The 25726-nt window shown below is 45.7% G+C and carries 19 protein-coding genes and 1 pseudogene; 15 read left to right on the top strand and 5 right to left on the bottom strand.

Going from position 1 to position 25726, the window contains the following annotated elements; translation table 11 throughout:
• Positions 1-211: 211 nt before the first annotated feature.
• The gene (locus AB4Z29_RS07490; protein ID WP_441942444.1) at positions 212-1162 is read right to left on the bottom strand and encodes a substrate-binding domain-containing protein; all 951 of its coding nucleotides are present in this window, start codon (positions 1160-1162) and stop codon (positions 212-214) included.
• A 164-nt stretch (positions 1163-1326) separates the two neighbouring features.
• On the opposite strand from AB4Z29_RS07490, the gene modA reads away from it, so the two are divergent.
• The 6 genes from modA to AB4Z29_RS07460 all read left to right on the top strand — a co-directional run bounded on the left by modA (position 1327) and on the right by AB4Z29_RS07460 (position 8756).
• Entirely contained in the window at positions 1327-2184 is an 858-nt protein-coding gene (gene modA / locus AB4Z29_RS07485) for a molybdate ABC transporter substrate-binding protein (protein ID WP_441942443.1), read from the top strand.
• Positions 2184-2849: a molybdate ABC transporter permease subunit gene (gene modB / locus AB4Z29_RS07480; RefSeq protein WP_441942442.1), complete on the top strand. Its 666-nt coding sequence runs from the start codon at positions 2184-2186 to the stop codon at positions 2847-2849. Before modA ends, modB begins: the two co-directional genes overlap by 1 nt.
• Before the next feature lie 357 nt (positions 2850-3206).
• Complete coding sequence (locus tag AB4Z29_RS07475) at positions 3207-6245, top strand: family 43 glycosylhydrolase (RefSeq protein WP_441942441.1); 3039 nt, start codon at positions 3207-3209, stop codon at positions 6243-6245.
• Positions 6246-6416: 171 nt separating this feature from the next.
• On the top strand, positions 6417-7397 hold the full coding sequence (locus tag AB4Z29_RS07470) for a glycerophosphodiester phosphodiesterase family protein (protein ID WP_441942440.1): 981 nt from the start codon (positions 6417-6419) through the stop codon (positions 7395-7397).
• A 130-nt stretch (positions 7398-7527) separates the two neighbouring features.
• On the top strand, positions 7528-7926 hold the full coding sequence (locus AB4Z29_RS07465; RefSeq protein ID WP_441942439.1) for an RrF2 family transcriptional regulator: 399 nt from the start codon (positions 7528-7530) through the stop codon (positions 7924-7926).
• A 128-nt stretch (positions 7927-8054) separates the two neighbouring features.
• Positions 8055-8756, top strand: coding sequence for a class I SAM-dependent methyltransferase (locus AB4Z29_RS07460; protein ID WP_441942438.1), 702 nt, complete (start codon positions 8055-8057; stop codon positions 8754-8756).
• Between the two features lie 11 nt (positions 8757-8767).
• On the opposite strand, the gene AB4Z29_RS07455 is transcribed toward AB4Z29_RS07460, so the two are convergent.
• Positions 8768-10156, bottom strand: a complete 1389-nt coding sequence (locus AB4Z29_RS07455; protein ID WP_441942437.1) for an MFS transporter — start codon at positions 10154-10156, stop codon at positions 8768-8770.
• A gap of 111 nt (positions 10157-10267) precedes the next feature.
• Between AB4Z29_RS07455 and AB4Z29_RS07450 the strand changes: the two genes are divergently transcribed.
• The 5 genes from AB4Z29_RS07450 to AB4Z29_RS07430 all read left to right on the top strand — a co-directional run bounded on the left by AB4Z29_RS07450 (position 10268) and on the right by AB4Z29_RS07430 (position 18195).
• Complete coding sequence (locus AB4Z29_RS07450; protein ID WP_441942436.1) at positions 10268-11158, top strand: LysR family transcriptional regulator; 891 nt, start codon at positions 10268-10270, stop codon at positions 11156-11158.
• A gap of 566 nt (positions 11159-11724) precedes the next feature.
• Entirely contained in the window at positions 11725-14406 is a 2682-nt protein-coding gene (locus AB4Z29_RS07445) for an IPT/TIG domain-containing protein (RefSeq protein WP_441942435.1), read from the top strand.
• Positions 14407-15043: 637 nt separating this feature from the next.
• On the top strand, positions 15044-15373 hold the full coding sequence (locus tag AB4Z29_RS07440) for an ArsR/SmtB family transcription factor (RefSeq protein ID WP_441942434.1): 330 nt from the start codon (positions 15044-15046) through the stop codon (positions 15371-15373).
• Positions 15370-15768, top strand: coding sequence for an SRPBCC family protein (locus AB4Z29_RS07435; RefSeq protein WP_441942433.1), 399 nt, complete (start codon positions 15370-15372; stop codon positions 15766-15768). Before AB4Z29_RS07440 ends, AB4Z29_RS07435 begins: the two co-directional genes overlap by 4 nt.
• A 171-nt stretch (positions 15769-15939) precedes the next feature.
• Positions 15940-18195 carry an ATP-binding cassette domain-containing protein gene (locus AB4Z29_RS07430; RefSeq protein WP_441942432.1) on the top strand — a complete coding sequence of 752 codons (2256 nt, stop codon included), beginning with the start codon at positions 15940-15942 and terminating at the stop codon, positions 18193-18195.
• Between the two features lie 177 nt (positions 18196-18372).
• Here AB4Z29_RS07430 and AB4Z29_RS07425 read toward each other — a convergent pair whose 3' ends face one another.
• Positions 18373-19524, bottom strand: a complete 1152-nt coding sequence (locus tag AB4Z29_RS07425; RefSeq protein ID WP_441942431.1) for an epoxide hydrolase family protein — start codon at positions 19522-19524, stop codon at positions 18373-18375.
• Between the two features lie 183 nt (positions 19525-19707).
• On the bottom strand, positions 19708-19917 hold the full coding sequence (locus tag AB4Z29_RS07420) for a hypothetical protein (protein ID WP_441942430.1): 210 nt from the start codon (positions 19915-19917) through the stop codon (positions 19708-19710).
• Between AB4Z29_RS07420 and AB4Z29_RS07415 the strand changes: the two genes are divergently transcribed.
• The 4 genes from AB4Z29_RS07415 to AB4Z29_RS07400 all read left to right on the top strand — a co-directional run bounded on the left by AB4Z29_RS07415 (position 19916) and on the right by AB4Z29_RS07400 (position 25395).
• A complete protein-coding gene (locus tag AB4Z29_RS07415; RefSeq protein ID WP_441942429.1) occupies positions 19916-20587 on the top strand; it encodes a sensor domain-containing protein in 672 nt (223 codons plus the stop codon). The two genes, AB4Z29_RS07420 and AB4Z29_RS07415, sit on opposite strands and share 2 nt — an antisense overlap.
• Positions 20588-20890: 303 nt before the next feature.
• Positions 20891-22234 carry an FAD-binding oxidoreductase gene (locus AB4Z29_RS07410; protein ID WP_441942428.1) on the top strand — a complete coding sequence of 448 codons (1344 nt, stop codon included), beginning with the start codon at positions 20891-20893 and terminating at the stop codon, positions 22232-22234.
• A 301-nt stretch (positions 22235-22535) separates the two neighbouring features.
• Positions 22536-25151, top strand: a complete 2616-nt coding sequence (ppsA, locus tag AB4Z29_RS07405; RefSeq protein WP_441942427.1) for a phosphoenolpyruvate synthase — start codon at positions 22536-22538, stop codon at positions 25149-25151.
• Between the two features lie 115 nt (positions 25152-25266).
• Positions 25267-25395, top strand: coding sequence for a DUF6254 family protein (locus AB4Z29_RS07400; RefSeq protein WP_441942426.1), 129 nt, complete (start codon positions 25267-25269; stop codon positions 25393-25395).
• A 202-nt stretch (positions 25396-25597) separates the two neighbouring features.
• Here AB4Z29_RS07400 and AB4Z29_RS07395 read toward each other — a convergent pair.
• Positions 25598-25726: pseudogene (locus tag AB4Z29_RS07395) on the bottom strand (IS30 family transposase); the annotation flags it as partial.

The following is a 25726-nucleotide window of genomic DNA, read 5'->3' as shown; positions in this document are numbered from 1 at the left end:
GCCTCTTCATTATTGAGAAGAGGCTTTTACTTGTAGTCGGATTAGCATTCGCAAAAGAGAAGTGTAATATATCCTGACATAATTAGATTGATTTATAGTGAGTAACGATATATATTTATTAATATTAGTATAATTTAGACATAAACAGTATAAATACATATGGAAAGGAGCTGCTTTTTTCAAGTGTTTACTTCATTTACATCATCATAAATTAGGTTTCAAGCAAGATTTCTCCTGTTCGAGACAGGTCATAGCCTGAAATCAATCCAAGCTCATTTCGAAATTCATCCGAACGGAGAATGTGAAGCAGCGATGTAATCCAGGTTTGGTTGCTCTGCGTCTTTAGCACAACGAGATCATAGCGCTCTTCAGTTAAGGGCAAAAATTCGACATTGCCTACAATCGATGCCGCTTTCTCGATCCCGACTCCCACGTCCGCAAGTCCGGATGCCACTTGGGAGGCAACACCAAGATGATTGCTTTGTTCTAAGTCATACCCGGCTAATTGCGAAGCCTTAATGCCATGAAGCCGAAGCTGCTCATCTAGCAACACGCGGGCACCAGAGCCTTTCTCCCGATTCGCGAGCCTTATTCCCGAGATGCTTAAATCGGACCAGCCTTTGATAGACAACGGATTTCCTTTCTGCACATAAAAGCCGGCATTGCGAATGAGCAGATTAACGACCATGTAGGAAGAGCCAACGAGCAGCTTTTTGATATATGGCAAATTGTATTCACCCGTATCCCCATCCAGCAAATGAGTACTGACAATATCCGATTCTCCGCGGTACATAGAGATTAAACTGTCTAAACTTCCGACGAAATAACGAAGCGGCCTTATACCAGCATTGCTTTTTTCCAAATGCTTCGCTAGAATGTCCAGACTAAGATCCTGCCCGGTAATTACGATAGGACGTAAACCATTAATTTGGCTTGGAGCTGCAGACCGTATAGGAGCTTCTGATTGGGCAGGGCGATCCTGTATCTGCACACCTTTTGCTCTTTTCTTGTAAGCTTCCAGATCTGCAGGATCTACACGCATTTGTTTCCCGACACGATAAGAGGGCAGCTCGCCTTTTTTTATAAGATCATAAACCGTAAGTTTAGAGATTTGCAGAAGCTTGGCAATATCTTCTGTCGTATATGAGACATCGCTGGACATGATGCTCCTCCTTATAGGCTGTTATTCTAATAAATATCGTTTTTATTGTACCATATTAGAATGTGTACGTTTTGTTAATTGCATTTACAATAGAAGTGTTTTTTCTTTATAATTCATTTTAGATATATCTAATTATAACTAAACATAAACTTGGAGGAACGTTCATGGATCAGAAAACGAAAAGTTATTTATTTTTATCTATTATCCTCGCAACGATGCTCGTATTTGCTGGCTGCAGTGCAGCAGAAGATACGAAAACGAATGCAAATACGAATAATGCTCCTGCTGAAAGCACAGCAGCTCCGACCGAACAGCCTGCAGAGTCTGTTGAGCTCATCATTTCCGCAGCGGCGAGCATGAAAGATGCCTTAACCGAAATTCAAAAAACGTATGAAGAAATCCATCCGAATATCAAATTAAACTTCAATTTCGGCGCATCCGGAGCGCTTCAACAGCAAATCGAGCAAGGTGCGCCTGCCGATCTTTTCTTCTCCGCAGCGGTCAAAAATATGACAGCACTAGTAGATAAACAGCTAATGGATGCTACAAAGCAAGTTAATTTATTGAATAATGAGCTTGTCGTCGTCGTACCGGCTGATGCAGGAGCAACGATAGAAAATGTCAACGGCCTCTCTCAGTCGAACGTAAAAACCGTCGCCATTGGCATTCCAGAGAGCGTGCCAGCAGGGAACTATGCGAAGGAAGCTTTGACGAAAGCTAAGCTTTGGGATGCTTTGCAGCCCAAGACCGTTCAAGGGAAGGATGTAAGACAAGTGCTGCAATATGTGGAAACCGGAAATGCGGATGCCGGTTTTGTCTACAAAACCGATGCGCTGACTTCCGATAAAGTAAAAATAGCATTTTCAGTTGATAAAGAAACCTATCAAACGATCCAGTATCCAATTGGAATCGTTAAAGCGACTAAACATAGCCAAGAAGCCGAGCAGTTTTACCTGTATTTGCAAACACAAGAAGCGCTCGATATATTCGTCACATTCGGCTTTACGATTCCGAACGAATAATGGCTTCCGTAAACTGGGCTGATTTCTGGTTGCCTGTCCGACTCTCCTTACAGGTTGCATTACTCTCGAGCATTATCGTACTTTTCCTTGGAGTAGCAGCCGCATGGTGGATGTCACGCCGCAATTTCAAAGGTAAAACGGCGCTTGAGACGCTATTCATGTTACCGCTGGTACTGCCGCCTACCGTTGTCGGCTTCCTGTTGCTCGTATTGCTGGGACGCAGAAGCTGGCTTGGCGAATGGATCGAATGGATGTTTCATGCTCCAATCGTATTTTCTTGGTGGGCAGCCGTTATTGCAGCGGTCGTCGTTTCATTTCCGCTTGTTTATCAGACGATGAAGGTAGGCTTCGGGGCTGTTGACCATCATTTGGAGGATGCAAGCCGATCAATGGGCGCGAGTGAATGGGAGGTATTCCGATATATTTCGCTTCCACTAGCCTATCGTTCGCTTGGCACTGCTTATATTCTGGGCTTTGCAAGAGGTCTTGGTGAATTTGGTGCAACCTTGATGATAGCCGGAAATATACCCGGGAAAACACAGACGCTGCCGACAGCCATTTACGTTGCGGTTGATTCGGGAAATGCGCATATGGCATGGGCTTGGACAATCGCTATCATCGTCATTTCATTTCTGCTGCTCTTTATCAGTCGCAGCAAGGCGTAAAGCATTGCACTAGGTTAAGATCAATAATCGTTACGGATGTACACACCACACAGGAAACTTGAACACAAACCGCCGATTCGGCGGTTTTTTTATTTTCTTAGACGTTTCACCGGCCATGAGCATCCCGTTCATCCTCAACAAACAAAAATGGATAGAAAATCATATAAAACAGCGGGATTTTATAAATATATCTTTTTTGAAATATGTTACGTTTGTTGAGGAAAGCGAAACTGGAAAAGGAGGAAATAAATGATAAATCATACGTAAGGATTCATCAAACAGCTTTCACAAGTATTTGATCTCTGAACGTCTCACTAGCATTCCATTCTATCAAAGCAGAGAATTGGAGGATAACGGATGAAAAGAGTATTTGGATTACTAATGACGATCATTCTGTTTACTGGGTTGATTTATACATCAAGCAAGGCATATGCTGCGGATCCAACGATGGATGGTCATGGACTTTTGGGGGAATTTTTCAAATGTGAAAGAAACCCGATTGATCGACAAGACATCACTGTATTTACTTTCGATGATTTTCGAGGGGAGAGAACGGTAAGCAATCTGAATGGCGAATCCTTTGGCAGTATTTTCAATCACTTGTCAGGAACGCCAGATTATAATACAGCTCGTTTTACGGGTACGCTAGTGCCGAAATATACGGAAGACTATACCTTCCATATGGAAGGTGACGACGGGTTTCGGCTCTGGATTAATGGAGAGCTAATCATCGATTTCTGGAAGCAAACCTGGGAGGTTCCTCAGGTCAGCACGCCTATTGCATTAGAGTCGGGCAAGCACTACGACATTAAAGTCGAATATTTGCAAGGTTGGGGCGGTACTTGGCTTCGCATGGAGTGGGAAAGCGCCAGCCAGAGCAGAGAAATCGTACCAGAATCAGCGCTCTATTTGCCACCCGATCGTACCATTGCAACCAAAAAAGGAGATTTGTCGGCAGAGATTCTAAAGATTGATTATTTAACAGAAAACTTTTCATCTACTGTTACTGAAAGCGTATACGATCATGTAATAGAAGCAAAAAATTCGGCCGTAGACTTACTAGCTACGATTGACGGCAAAGAGCTGGAGGATCGAGAAAAGGTAGCAGTACTTATTGAAGAAATTGCAAGCGCATCCAAAGCGAGATCAAATTTCATGAGCGAAATGGGCGTAACGAGCTCATCGGTATCCGGCAAGTTTAATAACCCGTTATATCAAGGACAGGATCCCTTTGTAACCTATAAAGACGGCTTTTATTATTTCGTTTCCTCAAGCAATCTGGATTCCAATAATAAAGTATATGTGTCCAAATCCCGTACGCTGATCGATCAAGGCGAAAAGGTGATGGTGTTTGATTCAAAAGGGACGCAAACTCGTATTTTCGCTCCAGAAATCTTCTTCTTTGACGGCAAATGGTATATTTACTATTGTGCGGATCTTAAAGATTACGGCTTCAAGCATATGGCAACCGTCCTAGAATCCGTGACCGATGATCCCCAAGGCGAATATGTGGACAAAGGCGCATTATATGCCGGCGAGAATGGCGAGTACAAACAAGCCAATGATTTCACCGTTTTTGAAAACAATGGTCAGTTGTATGCGGTTTGGGGCACCTTAGGCTCAGGAGAGCCTATCGGCCCAGCGATTGCTCCAATGGATAACCCCTATACGATTACTGCCGATCGCTCTTTCTTGCCAGGCGGCGGAGGTGAAGGCCCGCGTGTATTGCAAAGGGACGGAAAAGTGTTCATTACGATGTCGGAAGGCGACTACGCTTCTAATGGGTATCGATTATCTTATTTCACGAATACCAATGGCGATTTCCTAAACCCAGATTCCTGGACGCGTACAAATGATGTTTTTGTCGCCACTAGTGATGTGTCTGGTCCTGCCCGAGCAGGTTTTGTGAAATCCGCAGACGGTACAGAAGATTGGATGATATACCATTCACGGGTATACAAGGATACTGGCCGCAATTGGTGGCGTCAAGTGAATTTGCAGCAAATCGGCTGGAATAGCGATGGAACCCCTGATTTCGGAACACCTATTTCGCCTTATGAATGGCAAAACTTGCCTTCCGGTGATTTAGGTTTGGGTGACATGTACCAAGCAGAGGATGCGATTCATTACGGCGCCATAACCAAAGATAACCAATATGAAAATTATCAAGGCACCGGCTATATCAACTTGCCCAAGAAATCCGGAGCTGAAGCAAGCTTTGTCGTTCAAGCAGACGAAGCAGGCGATTACATCGTTGGCGTTAGATACGCATATGGGGTGCAAGCAGACGGTGAATCAACAAACAATCCAACGGTACAATTGCCTGCCCAGGCAAAAATCAATGTATTTGTGAATGGTTCTCCCGTAAAAACAATAACCCCTGACAAAACGGCAATCAGCTGGGAGGAGTGGTTCACTGCTTCCGAGCGACTGTCATTAAAAGCAGGCAAAAATGTAATCAGCTATCGCATTGATAATGACAGCGTCGGGAATGTAAATTTGGACTTCATCACCATGTACAAAGCAGACGTGCCTAACGTGCTTCCACCTGCTGAGACTGCGTTAACCGGCACGCTAACGGGGCAATCTCAAGCTCCAGTTGGCTCAAACCTGAAGGTGCTTTATGGATTAAGCCATGTGTCCGCTAAACCTGAAGAAGCGATCTATGCACAGGATCTAATCTTCAACTATGATCCTGACAAACTAGCGTTTGTTTCTGCTGAATCGCTAAGGGAAGGCATGATTGTCATTGATTCCAGTGCCGAATCCGTTGGTCAAGTACGGATTCTGCTCGCGAGCGAAGGCTCAGAGCATCCTGTCAATACCGACGGTGACTTGCTGCAGCTAAACTGGAAGACGCTGGAAGAAGCCACTGACACTGCGATTACGCTCTCACGCGCGCTAATGGCCAACTCAGCAGGCGTAGAAACCTCGCTGACTCCCATTCGCTATAGCGTGGAATTAACGAGAGGCGCTGACCTCGATAAAGAAGCGTTAATCTCTTTAATTGCTGATGCAAAGGCTTCATTGGACGCAGCTGTGGAAGGCAGCACGCCAGGACAATATCCATTCGGATCGAAAGCCACATTGAACACTGCGATCACTGCCGCCATCGACGTGTCCAAAACTGCAGAAACACAAGCGGATATAGATCAAGCCGTTATTAGCTTAAGCGAAGCATGGCAAGCATTTAAGAACGCCGTTCACGCTTCGACACCTGGTGATATCAACACGGATGGAAAAGTAACCATTGGCGATCTTGCCATTGTTGCTGCGAGTTATGGAAAAAATTCGACTAGCCCCGATTGGAATGTAATTAAAAAATCAGACGTTAACCGAGATGGCGTCATCGACATTGCTGATTTAGCGATAATCGCAAATACAATTGTGCAATAATCTGTATGCAGTATGATATCGTGCAGAGAGCGCTTATGCTCTCTGCGCTTTTTTTTAATAAAAATATATAAATAACGCGAGGACAACGCAATACGTTTTCGAATTTGATATACTTTGCTGTAAGACTAATGAAGTGGCTGTTAAACGGAATGAAAATGAAGGGGATAGTAAATGAATAGATTGAAAAACGTGCTGAGAAGCAAATGGTTCATTGCACTCGTGTTGCTGATTGTTTTCATCTACGTCAATAACAACAGCTGGTTCGGAAGCAATCGTGATGGAGATCCGGCCTTGCTTGCGCATCGCGGGCTTGCGCAGACCTTCTCGATGGAAGGCATCCAGAACGATACTTGTACGGCCGAGCGTATAAATGAGCCTGACCATTCCTATTTAGAGAATACGATCGCATCTATTGATGCCGCCTTCCAAGCAGGTGCTGATATCGTCGAATTCGATATCCACATCACGAAGGACAACCAGTTCGCCGTGTTTCACGATTTGACGCTTGAATGCAGGACGAACAGGTCTGGCGTTACCCGTGACTATACAATGGATGAGCTAAAGAAACTGGATATCGGCTATGGATATACCGCCGACGGAGGGAAAACCTTCCCATTCCGCGGCAAAGGGGTAGGGCTGATGCCTTCTTTGACTGAGGTACTCGAGCGATTTCCGAATCAAAAGTTATTGATCGATATCAAAAGCAACGATCCAGATGAAGGGAAGCTCCTTGCGCAATATTTGTCAGAGTTGACTAAGCAGCGAAGAAGCTTGTTAGCCGCATATGGCGGAGACGAACCGATCGCCGAACTAAAAAATAAACTGCCTGATATGCGGGTCATGTCAAAAGCTACGATGAAAAGCTGTTTGCTTCCGTATATGGCCGTAGGATGGACTGGCTATGTTCCTAAGGCCTGCACAAACAGCCAACTTCATGTTCCTGAGAAAATCGGCCCACTGTTATGGGGGTGGCCTGATAAATTTTTGAATCGGATGGACAAAGCTGATAACCGCGTTATCGTGGTCGGCGGAGATGGGAGCGATTTTTCCAGCGGATTCGATACGCAGGATGATATTGAGCGCCTGCCTTCGAATTTCTCGGGCATGATCTGGACGAATCGAATTGAACGTATCGCACCACTATATGAATAAGCTATTTCTATCGAATTGCGCTTCATTTATCAGATTTCGGAAACGACAAGCTAATGTATGAAACAATTACTTGCCATACAGTATGATCAGCGTTATTATAGATTCTTAAAGTCGTTAATGGAGGTGCACAATGAAATATTCCCAGGCGACCGACTATGCGCTTCATGTGATGCTCTATCTGACAGCAGCGCCGACTGATAAGCCTGTTGGCGTTCAATTACTCGCTGAGAAGCTAGGTGTTTCACAGACCTATCTGTCTAAGATGATGACGAAGCTTGTCAAAGCAGGATTAATACAATCCGCGCCTGGTGCAAATGGTGGATACCGGATTAGACGCAATCAGGATGAAATATCCTTTCTCGATATTATCCATGCTATCGAAGGTACAGCTTCTTTGTTTGAATGCAGCTTGGATCACGGAAGCGAATGTCAGATTCAGCGAGTGGTCATCGAAGCCGAGCGAAAGATGGAGCAGCATCTGCTGAACACAAAAATAGCCGATTTGGCGAAGCCTATTAAAACGGAGTAGGACTCCGTTCTTTTTCAGCTTATTAACGACATTGAGAATCTATTATATCATTAATAGCGATATATTCGTGCATGATTGACGAATAATGACTCGCGAAATAGATTTCACTGTACATTAGGAGGTCAACAATGACGGAAGAAATGACTGCAAACGATTCAAAAATGGATTTTGCTTACGACAAAAACGCACGAATCTCAATCCCCTCGTATGATGCGCTATTTACGATGATTCAATCCTATTATCGAGCTCAATTAGGTGAAAAGGAGGCATCATTGCTCGTAGTCGGCGCAGGCGGAGGCAATGAGATAACCGCATGGGGACCCTCTAACCCAAAATGGTCGTTCACCGGAGTCGATCCTTCTGGAGACATGCTTAAGATAGCTGAGCATAAAGCCGTCCAACTAAGTTTAATGAGCCGTGTCACGCTTATCCATGGACCGATTGACTGCTTGCCGCCCGCAGACGCGAAGTTTGATGCTGCGAGCTGTATCTTAGTGCTTCATTTCATTGACGATGTTCAAGAGAAGCTAAAGCTGCTCGGAACCATAAAAAAAAATCTGAAGCAGGGAGCACCATTTGTCCTTGTCAGTGCTTGCGGAGACCGAGATAGCACGGAGCTTCCGCACCAATTAAACGTATGGAAAAGCTTTTGGTTAGATGGCGGACGCGATTGGTCCCAGGTAGATGAGATGATTAAAAAGGTCTTGTCGACGCTTTCCTTCCTTTCTGAGCATCAAATCGAACAGCTGCTGGCCGAAGCTGGCTTTCATAATATCACCCGTTTTTTCACGACTGGCATTTTTTCCGGTTGGATTTGTCATGCAGAATGACAAGTTCGAAGCTACGATTCCTCGGATTGATTCATTGGCTCCCTGCGTCGCCAGCTCAAGCATACCAAGATGATTGCGATTGATGAGAGAATAACCCCCATTAATCTAAATCCACCAGCATTGAACGTATCTCCCATGATGATGCTTAGAAGCAAGGAGGAAAGAATAGTTCCAACATATCTCGATGTCATAAATACGCCAGATGCTACACCGATCATTTGTTTTGGCGAGCTTTTGAACAAGACCGCTTGCATGCCCACGCTGTTCAATCCGTTGCTAATACCGAATGCAGCTAATGCCAAACAAACACTGAAAACCGGTGAAGTTTGATTCAATGTCACTAACCATAATGACCCAAGCGTCATTAACACTCCGGAAACTAACAATGCTGGCCTTGTTCCTGCTTTATCAATCCATCGACCAGCAATTGGAGAAACAATAAGTGAGCACAAGCCTAAGCTGAGCATGAGAAATCCCGTATGGATTTCACTAACATGTCGTACCGTTTGCAAGTAGGACGGAAGTCCAAAAAAGAGCGAGTAATAAAGGATGTTGACGAGTATAAATTCGACATTGACCGAGATCATTGCAGGATACTTGGCGAATGTTCGTAATGGAATAAAAGGTGCCATAGCTTTTAACTCATGTCTAACGAACGCTGCCAATGAAAGGATTCCTATTAATCCGACTATGATATGCATCATTGAGACATGCCCAGCTGATTTTGCTGACAGCATTCCAACTAGAAGAGCTACTAAACCTACAGTAAAGAGCAGAATCCCTGGTGCATCCAACCATGATAGCCACTTACGTATGGTCATGTTGGGAGGCGTTGCTGAGGACGATTCATCCTTCGGAATATTCCGCCAAGCGAGTAGAAAGCTCATTGCTGCGAATGGAACATTGACGAGAAAGATCGCTTGCCAGTCCCACCAATAAATTAATACCCCGCCAAAAAAAGGACCAATGGCCGCCGCTCCTGATAGGAATATGGATAACACGGACAGCGCCGTCGCTTGTTTCTCTGTAACATGAATGCGGACGATAGCCATTCCAACTGAAACGATCATGCTTGTACCAATGGATTGCACAATGCGGAATACGATAAGACACCCAAAGTTTGGTGACAACGGGGCTAAAAGCGATGCGGCAAAGGCTACAACAAGTCCAGACAGGAATATCTTTTTGCGTCCGAATAAATCACTAGCCTTCCCCATAACGGGCTGAGCGATAGCACTCGCAATATAGAAAGAAAAGATAATCCACGAAACGGCCGTATAGTCCAGATGGTAAACCTTCTGCAATCTTGYAATAGCAACAGCAATCATCGATGAATTTAACGGATTCAATAATACACCTAGTCCTACGGAAATTAACAGCCACCTGCTGCGAGCATTCATTCTTGTTCCCCCTCATGTCTATTCATCTCATCGTACTTGAAATCATTTATTGATTCCAACGCATTTTATGTTATGATTCCATAGACTCAAGGGAATGAATGGAGGGGCAGCATGGAACTTCTTCAACTGAAATATTTTCTCGCAGTAGCGCGATTGGAGCATGTAACTGAAGCCGCGAGAAGTCTGCACGTTACTCAATCGTCATTAAGTAAAACGATTCAACGTTTGGAAGAGGATTTAGGCGTTCCCTTATTCGATCGAATAGGGCGGAATCTGCGGTTGAATGCGTTCGGAAGCAGGTTCCTACGCCGTGCGGAAAGGGCCTTGTTTGAATTGGATCAAGGAAAGCAGGAGATTAGTGATTTATCCAGCCCAGAGCAGGGTACTCTTGAATTAGCAGTAACCACTGCAAGTACGCTGCCGCATATTCTTCGGAAATTCCGGAAAAAGTGGCCGAATATCCACTATCATGTCCAAATGCTGACCACACAGGAAATGGTCACGCTTCTGCATAGAGGAGAGGTCGACTTCTGCTTGTCATCTCCTCCTATCTACGGAGATGACATTGAAAGTCAAATCGTTTTTATCGACCCGATTCTTGTAGCTGTTCCAAAGGAACATCGGTTGGCAGAGAGAAGCAGCATCTCCTTAACAGAGCTAAAAGACGAATGGTTTGTCGGTGTAAAAAAAGGCTACGGCACTCGCGATCTAGTGGACTCGATTTGCAATACGCTTGGATTTACACCACAATATGTGTATGAGGGTGATGAGCCTGCAAGGTTGAGCAATCTTGTGGAAGCAGAAATTGGCATCGCATTCATACCAAGCACGGCAAGGTATTCAACGGATTCTATCCATTATCTCCAGGTAGACAATGAAGAATTAGTACGGGAAATCGCTTTAATATGGCATCGGAGTCGTTACATTTCTAAGGCAGCTGATGCATTCCGTGAAGTAGTTATGCAATATTTTGAGACAATATCTGAACCAAACATGGAATAATGCTGAAAATTAATTGAAAATAATTGGATGGTTGGGGCATTTCGAATCAATGCCATTTCTCCAATTAGATCTGCAAAGGCGATTTCGATATCATAGTCCGCTTGGAAGCTTTCCAGCATTGGATTTGACGTCAGCATATCATCTAAAAGAAACCCAACTCAGGCTGAGTTGGGTTTTTAACTTATTTTTTAGCCATTCCCTAACAAATTAAAACAGCTTTAAACCATTACCAAGGTATCATCCCCGCTAATTGTGAAGGGAGGGGTGAAAAAAATTCATCCTCCTCAACATCTGAAACCTATTCCATAATGAACATGAACAGAAGAGGTTAATTTGGGAATGAATAGCACAATCGTGAAGCAGCTAGTCATACAACCTACCATTCAAATAACTCCAAGACTGTGAAACATCTTGTGATGGTGCTAGGCGTTACCATTTCGTTTCTATTGCCAGAAAGGAGGAGCCGCGTCGCATATATCAACTCCGACAAATACCAAGTTGAATCCTATGCTTAGCAAGCAGAGCTTCACAAAACATTTTCCCAATGAAAAGGAGAGTTAATGATAATGTCTAAACGTACTTATGGAACCAATTCGAATGGTGCTATGCAAACGAATGATTTCACGGCGAATCTGACAGCCGGCACATTCACAGCAGCACCGCAGATGGTAAACGACAGGCTAACCTATCATAAAGCGCTGCTTGAAGCTAAAGGTATATCCTCACTTTCCAATCTAGGCACGTTGCGAATCAGCGGCACCGTCGTTCCTCAGTCGGGCGTAACGAAGCCGGGAGCCAGTATGATTAGCGGTGGTACGATGGTTCAGTCTGCAACCCGTTTCATCTCCAGCCAAAAAGGTTCGCCAATAATAAGGACCTTCAGCGGTCAGGCAGATCTTTTGAGCGCGATTCCGTTCACCAGCAAAGACAATGCCTTATTATCGGTGCCTGCACTGGCAACTGGAGCTGATATCTCAATCGATACGGCGTACTGGGTCGGCTCAGAGGTATTTCTGACTAGAGGAACGAACATCGTCTTGAAGTATCCTCATCGCTACCTTATTATCCTCGCTGAAAAGCTAATAGTCGAGGATGAGGTCACATTCAGTTGGGAGCGTCCTTTCCGTAATATTCCGCCGCAAGTTACTCCAGCGCCGTATACACCTGCTGGTGCTCCGATGTCTACGTCGCTAGTTGGCATTCCAGGAACGGATGGTACTTCTGGCTGGACCGGATACCGTGGATACGACGGCGCATCCGCACCGGAGCTTGAGGTATGGGTGCTTGATATGTCAGGGAGGCCGCGATTTGATCTGCGTGGCCAGGATGGTACGCAAGGCGGGCAAGGACAGAATGGCGGTAACGGAGGCAGAGGCGGGAAAGGCAAGCCAGCCGTTCTCGATTGGGCGGGTTTTTGCAAAGCAGGCGCAGGGGCTGGCGGCAATGGCGGTAATGGCGGTATGGCTGGCAACGGAGGCGCTGGCGGCAATGGAGGAACAGGAGGGAGGCTGAGCTTATATGCACCGCAGCCTGTTCTTCAGCAATACGTTAGAGGGGGATTTGATATCCAAATTAACGGTGGGGGTGCAGGTGCAGGCGGACTTGCAGGCGTTCCCGGTTACGGAGGTCTCGGCGGAGATGTAGGAGATTCGAGAGGCTCCTGTGGTCCAGGACCTCGGAAGCCAGGTCAGCCTGGTGGTCCCGGAGCCTCAGGCTATCAAGGGCCGTACGGATGGTCCGGGAGCGTCCTACCTAATCCGGTTAGCTTCTTTGACATTAATCCCGATGACTTCAAAATAAAAATGCTGGAGCCTGCGATCATCCATGTTAGCCCTCTATATGTTAATACCGGCGACAGAGTCACGGTAGAGGGGAAACGTTTCACTATGAGCGATAAAATCATAATTGATGGAGTAGAAGCAGCTACGACAGTTATCAGCGATACACTCCTACAGTTTACGGTACCCGCTCTATTCGGAGGCTCGCGTACGATTCAGGCACGTCAAGTGGATGCAACGCTTTCTAATCGTGCTTCCATTTATATGCTGCCTCAAATTATGAATATCGAGCAGGAAGGAATGGAAGCTCGTACGCCAGAAGAGCTGCCTCGCATCAAACCTGGCATGAAGGTAACATTAAAGGGAAGCAGCTTCGCAGAAGGAGCAATCGTACTCGTTAATGATTTCGAAATGCCGGATGTCCGTGTGATCAACTCGGCTCATATTGAATTTACGATGGTTCGTCCTTCCGATACGGAGATAAATGCATCAGGCGAAAGCGTCACAGTAAAGGTTCGATTCTCGGACGGTACATTGTCAAATGCGCTCCAGTTGGAGCTTGAGACCTTTCATATGCTCGTGATCGGCGATTCCGTCAGTTGGGGCCAAGGCATGCAGGAGCATGAAAAATTTTACTCGCTAGTAGGCGCTGCGATTCAAGCTAATAACGGAAACATCAAGCAATATACGAGTGTTTTGGCACATTCTGGAGCAATCATCGGAGACGGCGATTTCAATATTATTGCGCCACTGAACGGCGAGGTGCCAACTTCCTATCCGACAATTCTACAGCAGTGCGACCTGTTCAGCGGACGGAGAGATAAAGTCGATCTGATTCTAATTGATGGCGGGATGAACGATGTTGATGTTAGAACCGTTATGGATCCCTTCAATCCGACGAATCTGGATGTGCTGTTCGAAAAACATTTTAATCAAAGTATGTATAAGCTTCTGGACAAAGTAACGAAGCTTTATCCAGAATCCAAAATCATCGTCACAGGATATTATGCGCCAATCTCTCGCAAAAGTGATCTAGCAGCCGTTGAAGCACTGCTGATCGCCCTCGGCATATTATTAGGAGGAGCAGGAGGAGGAACGGCGGGAGGCGTATTTGGTCTAGTTGAATTCGAATACATTTGCAAACGTTGCGAGAAGCTGGAAAAAGATTCTAAAATGTACCTTCAACAGGTTGTCGATCGCAAAAATGGGGAATTGAATACGCCTCCTCGGATCTTCTTCGCTGATCCTAACTTCGGCCAAGACCATGCGGCGCTTACCAACGATCCGTATTTGTTCGGCATTAATTTGGATCTGTCGCCGCAGGATTTCATAGCAGACGACAGATTGGTGTCCTGCACGGAAGCCGGTTGTACGGGTTTAGAAATGGAAATATGCAAACGTGCATCGATGGGACATCCGAATCCGAAAGGCGCTCAAGCTTATGCCAACGCAATTTTGCCATTCTTATAATTCTAGTTGCATACAAAGCTTGAAAGGGGAGTAACGGCTGTAAGCTGTTGCTCTCCTTTTCCATTCATAACAGAAAGACATACCAGCTTACCGTTGATGTGACGTACAACATCTACTAGACCATTTGTTGAACCGACCAACCTTCGTTTGGAGGCAAAGAGTGTCTGACAGTCGAATCGCTCAATATCAGATGAACTAAACATGAGTATGCCTTTAATGCTGCGTGAACAAAGTTATTCTGTTATTCTTCCGATCGCGGTTGCAGCCAAATGGTTTGGATTCGTTAACTTCATATATAGTTGCCATTTGGTCTGCAAAAGCGAACCTTGCATTTCTCCAGAACGACTTTATTCGCTCCGCCCGCGTGTTCATTCATCATTTCAATTTATATCGTTGAAAAATGGTCTTCTTTTTAACTAATCCTGGCTCGGAAGCTAGCGCCGGGATATTTGTAAGTATAGAATTTGAAAACATTGTTGACACGACACCAATCGGTGTCCTATAATTAAAAACGTCACTAAACGGTGTCTAATTGGGAATTATCGCCTTGTGGGCGTTGCATCCAAAGAGCTGTATCCGTTAAGCAGGTTGTAACATTAACGGCTGTCCCTTGGTAATAATACTAGGAGAGGGTGTTGTGAGCGATAACAACCGGTTGCGAGATGTCTTTGACGCGATTGCAGATCCAACTAGGCGCCGACTAATCAGTCTGTTAGCAGAGGCAGATGAGCTGCCGCTCCATGAATTAACAGCACAGTTTCAAATGGGCCGAACTGCTGTATCCAAGCATTTGACAATCCTTAAAGAGGCCGGTCTGGTGCTGGACAGAAAAATCGGCAGGGAAACGAAATTTAGGCTTAACGCCACTCCGCTCAAAGAGATTAATGATTGGGTGGCTTTCTACAGCAAATTCTGGAGCATGAATATGAAACGCTTGAACCAACTATTAGAGGAGGATGAAAAATGAGTTTATCACTCACTTTGGATTTTCAATACAAGACCACAATCGAGAAGCTTTGGTCAGCCTTAACCAATTCAGAAACACTTGCCAAATGGGTATTGGAAAATGATTTTGAACCAATCGTAGGACACCGTTTCCAGTTCCGCAATAAGCCATCCGAATATTGGGACGGCATTATTGACGGAGAAGTGCTTGTCGTGGACGCGCCAGACCGATTATCCTATACTTGGGCCGTCGGAGAGGAGAAGCATACGGTTACCTGGACGCTGCAGGATTTAGGAGACGGGAAGGTAAATCTTCATCTCGAGCAAACGGGAATAACGAACGCCCAAGGATACGAAGGAGCGAAGTATGGCTGGAGTAATTGGTGCGGCGAGCTTGAAAAGGTGTTGGCACAATAAGCATATTCGGTGCAACACAAATCCTTCCATTGCTACATAATGGGAGATAATAGTTGAATCTATCATGGCCCAAAACAATATAAACCGGCTGCATGCACGAAGCAGCCGGTTTAAGTCTGCTTATGACAATCTAACTTAGCAGCAAAAAAACCGATTGGAAGGATGTTACCTATGAATGAATACAATCAAGAATATATTGTTATTTCTGGTGCGAGGGAAAACAACCTCAAGAACGTCTCCTTGCGCATTCCCAAGCGAAAGATCACGATCTTCACCGGTGTATCCGGCTCCGGCAAATCATCGATCGTTTTCGACACTATCGCTGCCGAATCCCAGCGTCTCCTTAACGAAAACTTCAGCATGTTCGTCCGCAACTTTTTGCCGCGTGTTCCTCAGCCGGATTCAGATGCGCTCGAGAACTTGAGCATGGCTGTTATTGTGGATCAGAAACGCCTTGGCGGCGGTTCCCATTCCACAATGGGTACAATTACCGATATATCGCCTATTCTCCGTCTACTCTTCTCCCGAGTAGGCCAGCCCAATATAGGACCCGTAAACATGTTCTCGTTTAATGATCCGCAAGGCATGTGTCCGGAATGCAACGGGATCGGTCGCAAACTTGGCGTCGACATGAGCAAGGCGCTGGATATGTCAAAGTCATTGAATGAAGGAGCGATTATGCTGCCGGACTATGCAGTGAGCGGCTGGGAATGGAACATGATCATGCAGTCGGGGGATTTCGATCTCGATAAGAAGCTGTGTGATTTTTCGGATGAGGAACTGGATCAGCTGCTTTACGCTCAGGCAAGAAAAGTTAAGATGGATTTCGCCGGCAAAGCAATGAATATTACAGTGGAAGGCGTCATTGAGAAGTTCACCAACAAATACATCAAGCAGGATGTGAAGACGAAGTCCGAACGCACACAAAAGACTGTTGCGCCTTATATTTCCGAGGGTCCTTGCTCCAGCTGCCGCGGTGCGCGACTTAGTCAGGCTGCACTTAGCTGCAGAATTAATGGACACAACATAGCTGAACTATCCTCCATGGAGGTCGGACAGCTTATCCGTGTCATTCGAGAGATTGACGATGCAGTCGCCGCACCTGTCATCAAAACGCTGTCGGATCGGCTTCAGCATCTGGTGGATATCGGACTTGACTATTTGACGCTGGATCGCGAGACGGATACTTTGTCCGGGGGCGAGTCGCAGCGCGTCAAGATGGTGAAGCACTTGAGCGGAAGTCTAGTAGACGTCACTTACATCTTCGATGAGCCTAGCGTTGGATTGCACCCTCGTGATGTGCATCGATTAAATGAATTGCTTCAGAAGCTGCGCGACAAAGGCAATACCGTAATTGTCGTCGAGCATGATCCCGATGTAATCAAGATCGCTGATCATATCGTCGACGTAGGGCCCCATGCCGGCAGCCGTGGCGGAACGATCATGTACGAAGGAAGCTACCAAGGACTGCTGGAATCAGGTACGCTGACGGGAACCCATATGATGCGACCTCTCAAGCTGAAGCCTGAAAGCAGGCAGCCCTCCGGCAAGCTGTCCATTAAAAATGCTACGCTTCACAACCTACAGAACGTGAGTGTAGATATTCCGACCGGAGTTCTCACTGCCGTTACAGGTGTCGCTGGCTCAGGCAAGAGTACGTTAATTAACGACATATTTCTCAGCAACCATCCGGATGCAATCGTCATCGACCAGTCGTCGGTTGGCGTGTCAACACGTTCGAATCCTGCGACCTATACGGGTATTATGGATGATGTGCGCAAGGCGTTTGCTTCTGCGAACAAGGTGAACCAAGGCTTGTTTAGCTTCAACTCCAAGGGAGCTTGCGAGAACTGCCAAGGATTGGGGGTTGTGTATACTGACCTTGCATTCCTCGATAGCGTGAAGCTGCCTTGCGAAGTATGCGGAGGAAGAAGGTTCAAGGAAGAGGTACTTGCATACAAGCTAAACGACAAGTCCATTGCAGAAGTACTGGAGATGACAGTCGAGCAGGCATTGGAATTTTTCCAGCTAAAAGAAGTTGTTCGCAAGCTCCAAGCGATGAGCGACGTTGGTCTGAACTACATTACGCTCGGCCAGCCGCTCAGCACGCTCTCGGGCGGAGAATGCCAACGTATCAAGCTGGCAAGCGAGCTTCATAAGAAGGGCAGCATCTACGTGATGGACGAGCCGACGACCGGCCTACATATGTCAGACATCGGTCACCTGCTGGAAATTATGAACCGACTCGTGGATACCGGTAACACGGTGATCGTCATTGAGCATAATCTGGATGTGATCAGCCATGCGGATTGGATCATCGATATTGGACCGGATGGAGGCAGCAAGGGTGGACAGGTTGTCTTCGAGGGCACGCCTCCACAGATCGTTCTTGCCGAGCAGTCAATCACGGGAAAATACTTGAAGTAATCCTATCATCCACAATAGTCATATTGGAAATTCGAACTCTTACGACATGATAGAGCACCATCACGTTTAAACGCATGTTTACACATTCGGGCTGCCAGCACAATCGGCAGTCTTTTTATTTAGTTACAGGTAGCGATCATATGTGGGATGTACGCTAAATAAGTATTTTCATTCTGACTAGCGAAGAATCTTGAATGCCGCGCGGAGCTCTGCCGAAAAAAGCTGTGGCTGTTCCCAAGCCGCGAAGTGTCCACCTTTGTCAAGCATGTTGTAGTAGATAAGATTCGGATATGCCTGCTCTGCCCAGCTCTTCGGAGCTTGATAGAGCTCATATGGAAAAACGCTCACGGCAACTGGGATGGTGGATACACCTTTAACATCGAAAAAAGAGAACTTGTTTTCCCAATAAAGGCGAGCCGAAGAAATTGCCGTCTTGGTCAACCAGTATAGTGTGATATTGTCGAGGACATCATCTCGTGAAAGTCCTCCGGGGTTTCCGGCAAAGGCCTGCGAGATTAGCTCCAAACTGCAAGCATCATGGTCGAGCATAAAAGCTGCCAAACCAACGGGCGAATCCACTAGTCCGGTAAGCGTCTGCGGGCGCGTTCCCATCATTTCCGCGTAGCCAATGTGGTTGTAAACGAAATGCAGCTGCATGCACGCTCGCCATTCTTCGGCTGAGAGACCGGAGGGCAGCGGATTGCCGGCTTGGAGCGCCTTATCAATATAAGGCGGAACCGTTCCAGGCATGTTGGAGTGAATGCCGACCAGTCCCGGAGGTGCCTGTACAGCCATCAGGTCCGTAACCATTGCCCCCCAGTCGCCGCCTTGCGCCACATACTTCTTATATCCTATGCGCTTCATCAGCTCGATCCAGGCGCTTGCGATACGGACGGGACCCCAACCTGTCGCAGTCGGCTTACCTGACAATCCATAGCCAGGCAGCGACGGAATCACCAAATGAAAAGCGTCTGATGCCTTCGCACCGTATGCAGTGGGATTGGTAAGCGGATCGATGATTTTCATCAGCTCGACGATCGAGCCGGGCCAGCCATGTGTGATGATGAGCGGCAAGGCATCTTCATGCTTTGACCGAATGTGCATAAAATGAATGTCCAGCCCATCGATATTGGTTATAAACTGCGGCTGGGCGTTCAGCCTCGCTTCAAACTTGCGCCAATCGTAATCCGTCGCCCAATAGCGCGCGAGCTCTTGAATCGTTGCTAGCTGCACGCCTTGCGATATATCTGCGACCGTTTCCTTTTCAGGCCATCTTGCCGCGTTTATGCGGCTGCGCAGCTCGGCAAGCTCCTCTTCTGGAACTTTCAAGTGAAACGGACCCCTAATGGCGTTCTTGTCTATAGATTGCTTATTACTGTGTTGTTTGGTTCGTGTTTGTTCCATATTGATCACCTTTTGATAAGTATTGTATTAATCGGGTTAGTAGGCGGCCGTTTCAGTTCTAAAAACACCATATTCACGCTTCGTGATATTCGTACCTCAACTTGAACGTTATTCCATGTAAGAAGCTGTGCCATAAAGAGGATTGCTAAGTTTATTTGCAAGGGCTTCTTGTCGGTAATAAAATGCGGGCAATCGAGAAATGACGACCGATATACTGGACCAAGGTCCGACATTGATCCATTCGCCGGGAGGATGATGAGCAGCAGGAGAAAGGACTACAATGAGAGCAACAAAATGAGAAAGCGTGGTTGTAATCATGAAGAAACAAAGCGCCTTGCAGGCGTGGAAAATGCTCATCCTGTCGCTTCCCAAAGGAATAGCAGCATTCATCATCATCGTAGTTGGATTATCCGTAAGCCTTCCGCTGTCGGTATTTCTCGTTGGCGTGCCGCTGCTGGCCGCGACACTGACCCTTTGCAAGACGATCATGGTTGGAGAATCAAACCTAGCAGCGGTATGGCTGCAAGGACAGAAGCATTCTGCCGATACCGCTCCGCTGACATTGGCTGCTGGTGAGCAGCATGGATGGAGTTCCTGGTTGAAATCCGTTTTGAAGGATGGGAGATCATACCGCGGTATCCTGTTCGGGATTATGCAGCTTCCAATTTGCATTGCGGCGTTCACTTTCGCCATCGTACTGCCCGTAACGGCTTTTGCGGTCATGCTCTCACCGGTCGCATACGAGGTAAGCATGCGGATGTTTGAATTCAATCTGTTCTCGAGCGAATGGGGGCTTGACCAGCTTTTTGACTGGAGCTTGACGTCCGCCCAGCGCTCTTGGATCTCCGGGGGAGTGGGAGTCATTTTCGTACTGCTGCTTCCCTTATTACTTAAAGGACTTGGCCGCTGGTATGCGGCTTGGATTCTGAGCGTTGCAGGCCCTGAGCCCGCTCGCCGACCAAGCACGGAAGGGTCTTATATCGGATAGTTTGCCTTCAGATGAATTTCCATTCAAAAATAGAGGCTCGCGTGAGCGTCATATACGACGCGTTGGCTAGCCTCTATTTTTCTTTCAGTCTCATAAAATTCTATCTATCGTAAACCATACAACCAAACAGAATAAGAATGAACTAATGAGAGCCGCAATCAAGTGATTGCGGCTCTTTTAACATTTTATTAACAGTAGCCCATACGTGTCAATAATGCCTTTCATACGATAAAAGGGTATGAAGAAATCTGCCCAATAAACTGCAAAAATGTATATTTTGAACAATCATAGGGAGCTGAGATTGTGAAATCAATTACGAAACTTACTGGCCGAGTGATATTTAAGGGGAATCCGGGTTATGAAGCAGCTCGGAAGAATTGGGATCCGCATACAAACAGATTTCCTAAAGTTTTTGTTTTTGCTCAAACAACAAGCGATGTAGCAAATGCGATTAGATGGGCACGCAAATATAATGTACCCATTCGGCCAAGAAGCGGTAGACACGCCTTGGAGACCAACCTTTCCCAGGTTAACGGAGGCATAGTCATTGACGTAAGCAAAATGAAGAACATTAAATTAAATAAAAAATGCAGGACGGTTGTGGTTGAATCAGGTAATCGGGTAGGAAGAGTTGTAGATACGTTAGCCCGGCAAGGATTTATCGCACCGTTTGGTGACAGTCCATCCGTTGGGATCGGCGGAATTACTCTTGGTGGTGGGATTGGTCCGCTCCAAAGGACGACTGGTCTCATCAGCGATAATCTAATCGGATTAGAAATGGTAGACGCCAAGGGAAGAGTAATCCGGGCGAGCAAAAAACGCAATTCCGATCTCCTATGGGCTTCCCGCGGCGGCGGTGGGGGCAACTTTGGCGTATACACCAAATATAAATTCAAAGTACTGCGTGCTCCAGCGAAAGCAACCGTATTTAGCATTGTCTGGCCATGGGAGCAGTTCGAAAAAGTCGTGAGGAAATGGCAGCTATGGGCTCCTAATGCCAGCACCAAGCTGGGCAGTGAACTAAGCATCGGTCCAAAAAAAGGCGGCAATGTCAGCATGATCGGTCTTTATCTGGGATCTAAATCGGAAGCCTTACGTCAATTAGAGCCTATTCTCAGCGTAGGTACGCCTACTCAAAAAACCATCCGGCTTCTACCGTACTTGGAAGCTACTCAGTTTTTATTAGCTCCCGATCCCATTCTTACCCAAAAGTTCAGCAACCAGTTCTCCAGCGGCTTTGGCAGACGTCCATTCCCGGATAAAGCTTATAAAGTTATGAGGGAATTTCTGGAAAAAGCAGAGGGAGGGACTCCAGCCGGATTTTTCTTCCTTAACTGGGGCGGTGCCATTAGTCGGATCGCACCTAGAGCTACTGCATTCTACTGGCGGAAAGCACAATATTATGTAGAATGGAACAGCTCATGGGTTAAGCCATCTCATGCGGCTAAAAATATTGCCTTAGCTCGGAATACCCGGAAGAAGCTGCAGCCTTATATCGTTGGCTCCTATATCAACGTGCCGGACCAAGGAATTAAATGTTCTGGACCCGTATATTATGGCAAAAACTTTCCTAGATTGCGCAGAGTAAAAGCGAAGTATGATCCGACAAACGTGTTTAATAATCCTCAAAGTATTCCGCCGGCCTAAATGATTAACTAGTTATGGGGAAATACTAGCTGAACAGGAGCGCTTGGGAGATATGTAGGAATAGTGTTCAGTTTGAAATAGATGGTTAATCAGCTGAGAAGGGTATCGGGAAATAAAAAATAGAACCTGAGTAATTGATCAGGTTCTTTTCATTTGCATATAAAGAGTCACGATGATATAATCAGGTCACGACTTCACTATTATTCTTAGACAAAGTTAGTGCATCTTATATTTTTATTGTATCACGACCTTGAATTTTTGTCAAATACTATTATCCGTTTACGGTAAGGGGAGATATTGAATGAGTTCATTGGTTCTCGGTTTTCAAGAAATGGATAAAACGCAGTTTTTGCTCGTTGGAGGTAAAGGGGTGAATTTAGGAGAATTATCAAAAATGGAAGGAATACACGTACCCGAAGGATTTTGTGTTACGACAGAAGGCTATCAAAAAGCCATCGAGCAAAATGATGCGTATCATGCATTGTTGGAACGACTCACACTATTAAAGCCAGTAGACCGAGTACAAATTGGTGAAATTAGCAGTCAGATCCGTCGGATCATTATGGAAGCAGAAATTCCTTCCGATGTTGTGGATGCAGTAACTCACTATCTCACTCCGTTTGGTGATGAGCATGCTTATGCCGTGCGTTCCAGCGCGACTGCTGAAGATTTACCACATGCCTCTTTTGCTGGGCAACAAGATACCTATCTAAATATTATTGGCAAAGAAGCAATATTTCAGCATATCAGCAAATGTTGGGCTTCTTTATTTACGGACCGAGCAGTCGTTTACCGTATGCAAAATGGATTTGACCATCGTCTGGTATATTTATCCGTTATCGTTCAAAGGATGGTTTTCCCACAGGTTTCAGGGATATTGTTTACCGCTGATCCCGTTACTTCAAACCGAAAGCTGCTCTCAATCGATGCCAGTTTTGGACTTGGAGAAGCGCTGGTCTCTGGCTTGGTATCTGCCGATTGTTATACCGTACATGAAGGGGAAATCGTCAATAAGAGGATCGCATCCAAGAAATTGGCTATCTACGGATTAAAGGATGGAGGAACGGAGACAAAGGAGATCGACCCTGATCAACAAAACATCCAAGCGCTTACGGAGCAACAAATTGTACAACTGGCACGCATTGGAAGACAAATCGAAGCTTATTTTGGTTTTCCACAAGACATCGAATGGTGTTTAGCCAATGATACCTTTTATATTGTCCAGAGTCGGCCAATCACTACTTTATACCCCATCCCTGAAGCGAATGACCAAGAAAATCACGTCTATGTATCCGTTGGCCATCAACAAATGATGACCGATCCCATGAAAGAATTGGGACTGTCATTTTACTTATTAACGACTCGCGCACCTATGCGTACAGCAGGTGGAAGGTTATTTGTAGATATCACACAAAATCTGGCTGTGCCTGCCATTAGAGATATGGTAATAGATGCCCTGGGAAAATCCGAACCACTCATAAAAGATGCGCTTTTGACCATCGTAGAACGAGAAGGTTTTATTAAATCATCACCAGATAGCAATAAAGCACCGAATTCCATTAAATACAAACAAGATAAATCGTCTTCGGGTTTGCAAACGCCATTCGTAAACAATCCGACAATCGTTACTGACTTGATTAAGAGCAGTCAAACATCGTTAGAAGCGTTAAAACGAGATATCCAAACGAAATCAGGATCAGATTTATTTGATTATATTCTCGAAGATTTCCAGCAATTAAAGGAAATTTTATTTAACCCACAAAGCCTGGAAGTCATTATGGCTGCTATGGATGCTTCAGCATGGATCAATGAAAAAATGAACGATTGGTTAGGTGAAACAAACGCAGCTGACACGCTTTCTCAATCGGTGACCAACAATATTACTTCGCAAATGGGTCTGGCGCTATTGGATGTCGCAGATGTGATTCGTCCATATCCAGAAGTAATCGATTTTTTGCAACATGCAAAAGAGGATAGCTTTTTGGATGAACTGGCTCAGTTTCGTGGTGGGAAAGCTGCCCAAGACGCAATCTATGCTTATCTCAACCAATATGGCATGCGGTGTGCCGGTGAAATCGATGTGACTAAAGCTCGTTGGAGTGAAAAACCGCTTACACTTGTCCCGATCATTCTAGGTAACATCAAAAACTTTGAACCCCATGCTGGCAAACGGAAATTTGAGCAAGGGAGAAAGGAAGCTTTAGAGAAGGAACATGAATTATTAGATCGCTTGAAGCAATTACCGGATGGTGAACAAAAAGCCAAAGAAACAAAACAAATGATCGATCTAATCCGGAATTTCATTGGTTATCGTGAATATCCCAAATACGGCATGATTAATCGCTACTACGTATATAAGCAAGCATTATTGAAAGAAGCCGAACAACTGGTACAAGCAGGCGTGATCGATGAAAAAGAAGATGTCTACTACCTTGCTTTTGAAGAATTTCACGATGTCGTACGTACAAAAAAACTGGATTACCAGATCATCAGTCAACGAAAAAACGATTTCAAATTATATGAAAAACTAACTCCCCCGCGTGTTATGACATCTGACGGTGAAATCATTGCGGGTAAGTATAAACGAGAAAATCTCCCTGTCGGCGCTATTGCAGGCCTGCCTGTTTCTTCCGGATTGATTGAGGGACGAGCACGTGTCATTTTAAGTATGGACCATGCTGATCTAGAAGACGGGGATATATTAGTCACCACCTTTACTGACCCTGGCTGGACACCCTTGTTTGTATCCATAAAAGGTCTAGTCACCGAGGTTGGGGGACTGATGACTCACGGAGCAGTTATCGCACGTGAATATGGCCTGCCGGCGGTGGTAGGGGTAGAAAATGCTACCAGACTGATCAAAGATGGTCAACGAATCCGCGTGCATGGAACAGAAGGGTATATCGAAATATTATGATGGCTGACCCAAATTACTTCCCAGCTAATCACAAAAATCGATGAATTAACGCAGCCCATGAATGACATCATAAAGAAGTAGTATTCATCTCATTTTCCAGAGGAGGTTATCTTTTATGGCTCACCAGAAGAACAGGAAGGAAGCTGCCTGGAAGTCACGAAAGCAAGAACAGCATCCCCATGGTAAAATCAAATCGCTCAAGGAATTGTCCGGCGAGTATGAAGAGAAGCATACTACTCATTAAGTTAATGACTGTCAGAGATGATTTCCTCTGGCAGTCTTCTTTCGTTCAAAAATTTGTAAACTGCCAATACATGGGGCAAACTTGACTAAGGCTACTTGGATTCGATGTTGTAGGTGCGTCGGAAAATGGCTCGCAGCCTATTTCTTTGCAATGAGGGTATACCCGGCACAATTGTGTGCCGGTTTTTTTATTTGATGAATTGTCAAGCTAAGTGCGACACCTCTTCCATGAAGGCTTCGTGAGCCGACCTCCACCCGAGACATTTACGAGGACGGTTGTTAATCAAACGAATGGCATCAGCGAGTTGCTCATCTGTAACGGAAGCGAAGTC

It is taken from the genome of Paenibacillus sp. 2TAB23 (assembly GCF_052115165.1).
GTDB lineage: Bacteria > Bacillota > Bacilli > Paenibacillales > Paenibacillaceae > Pristimantibacillus.
This window is presented reverse-complemented; position numbering and strand designations above follow the sequence as displayed.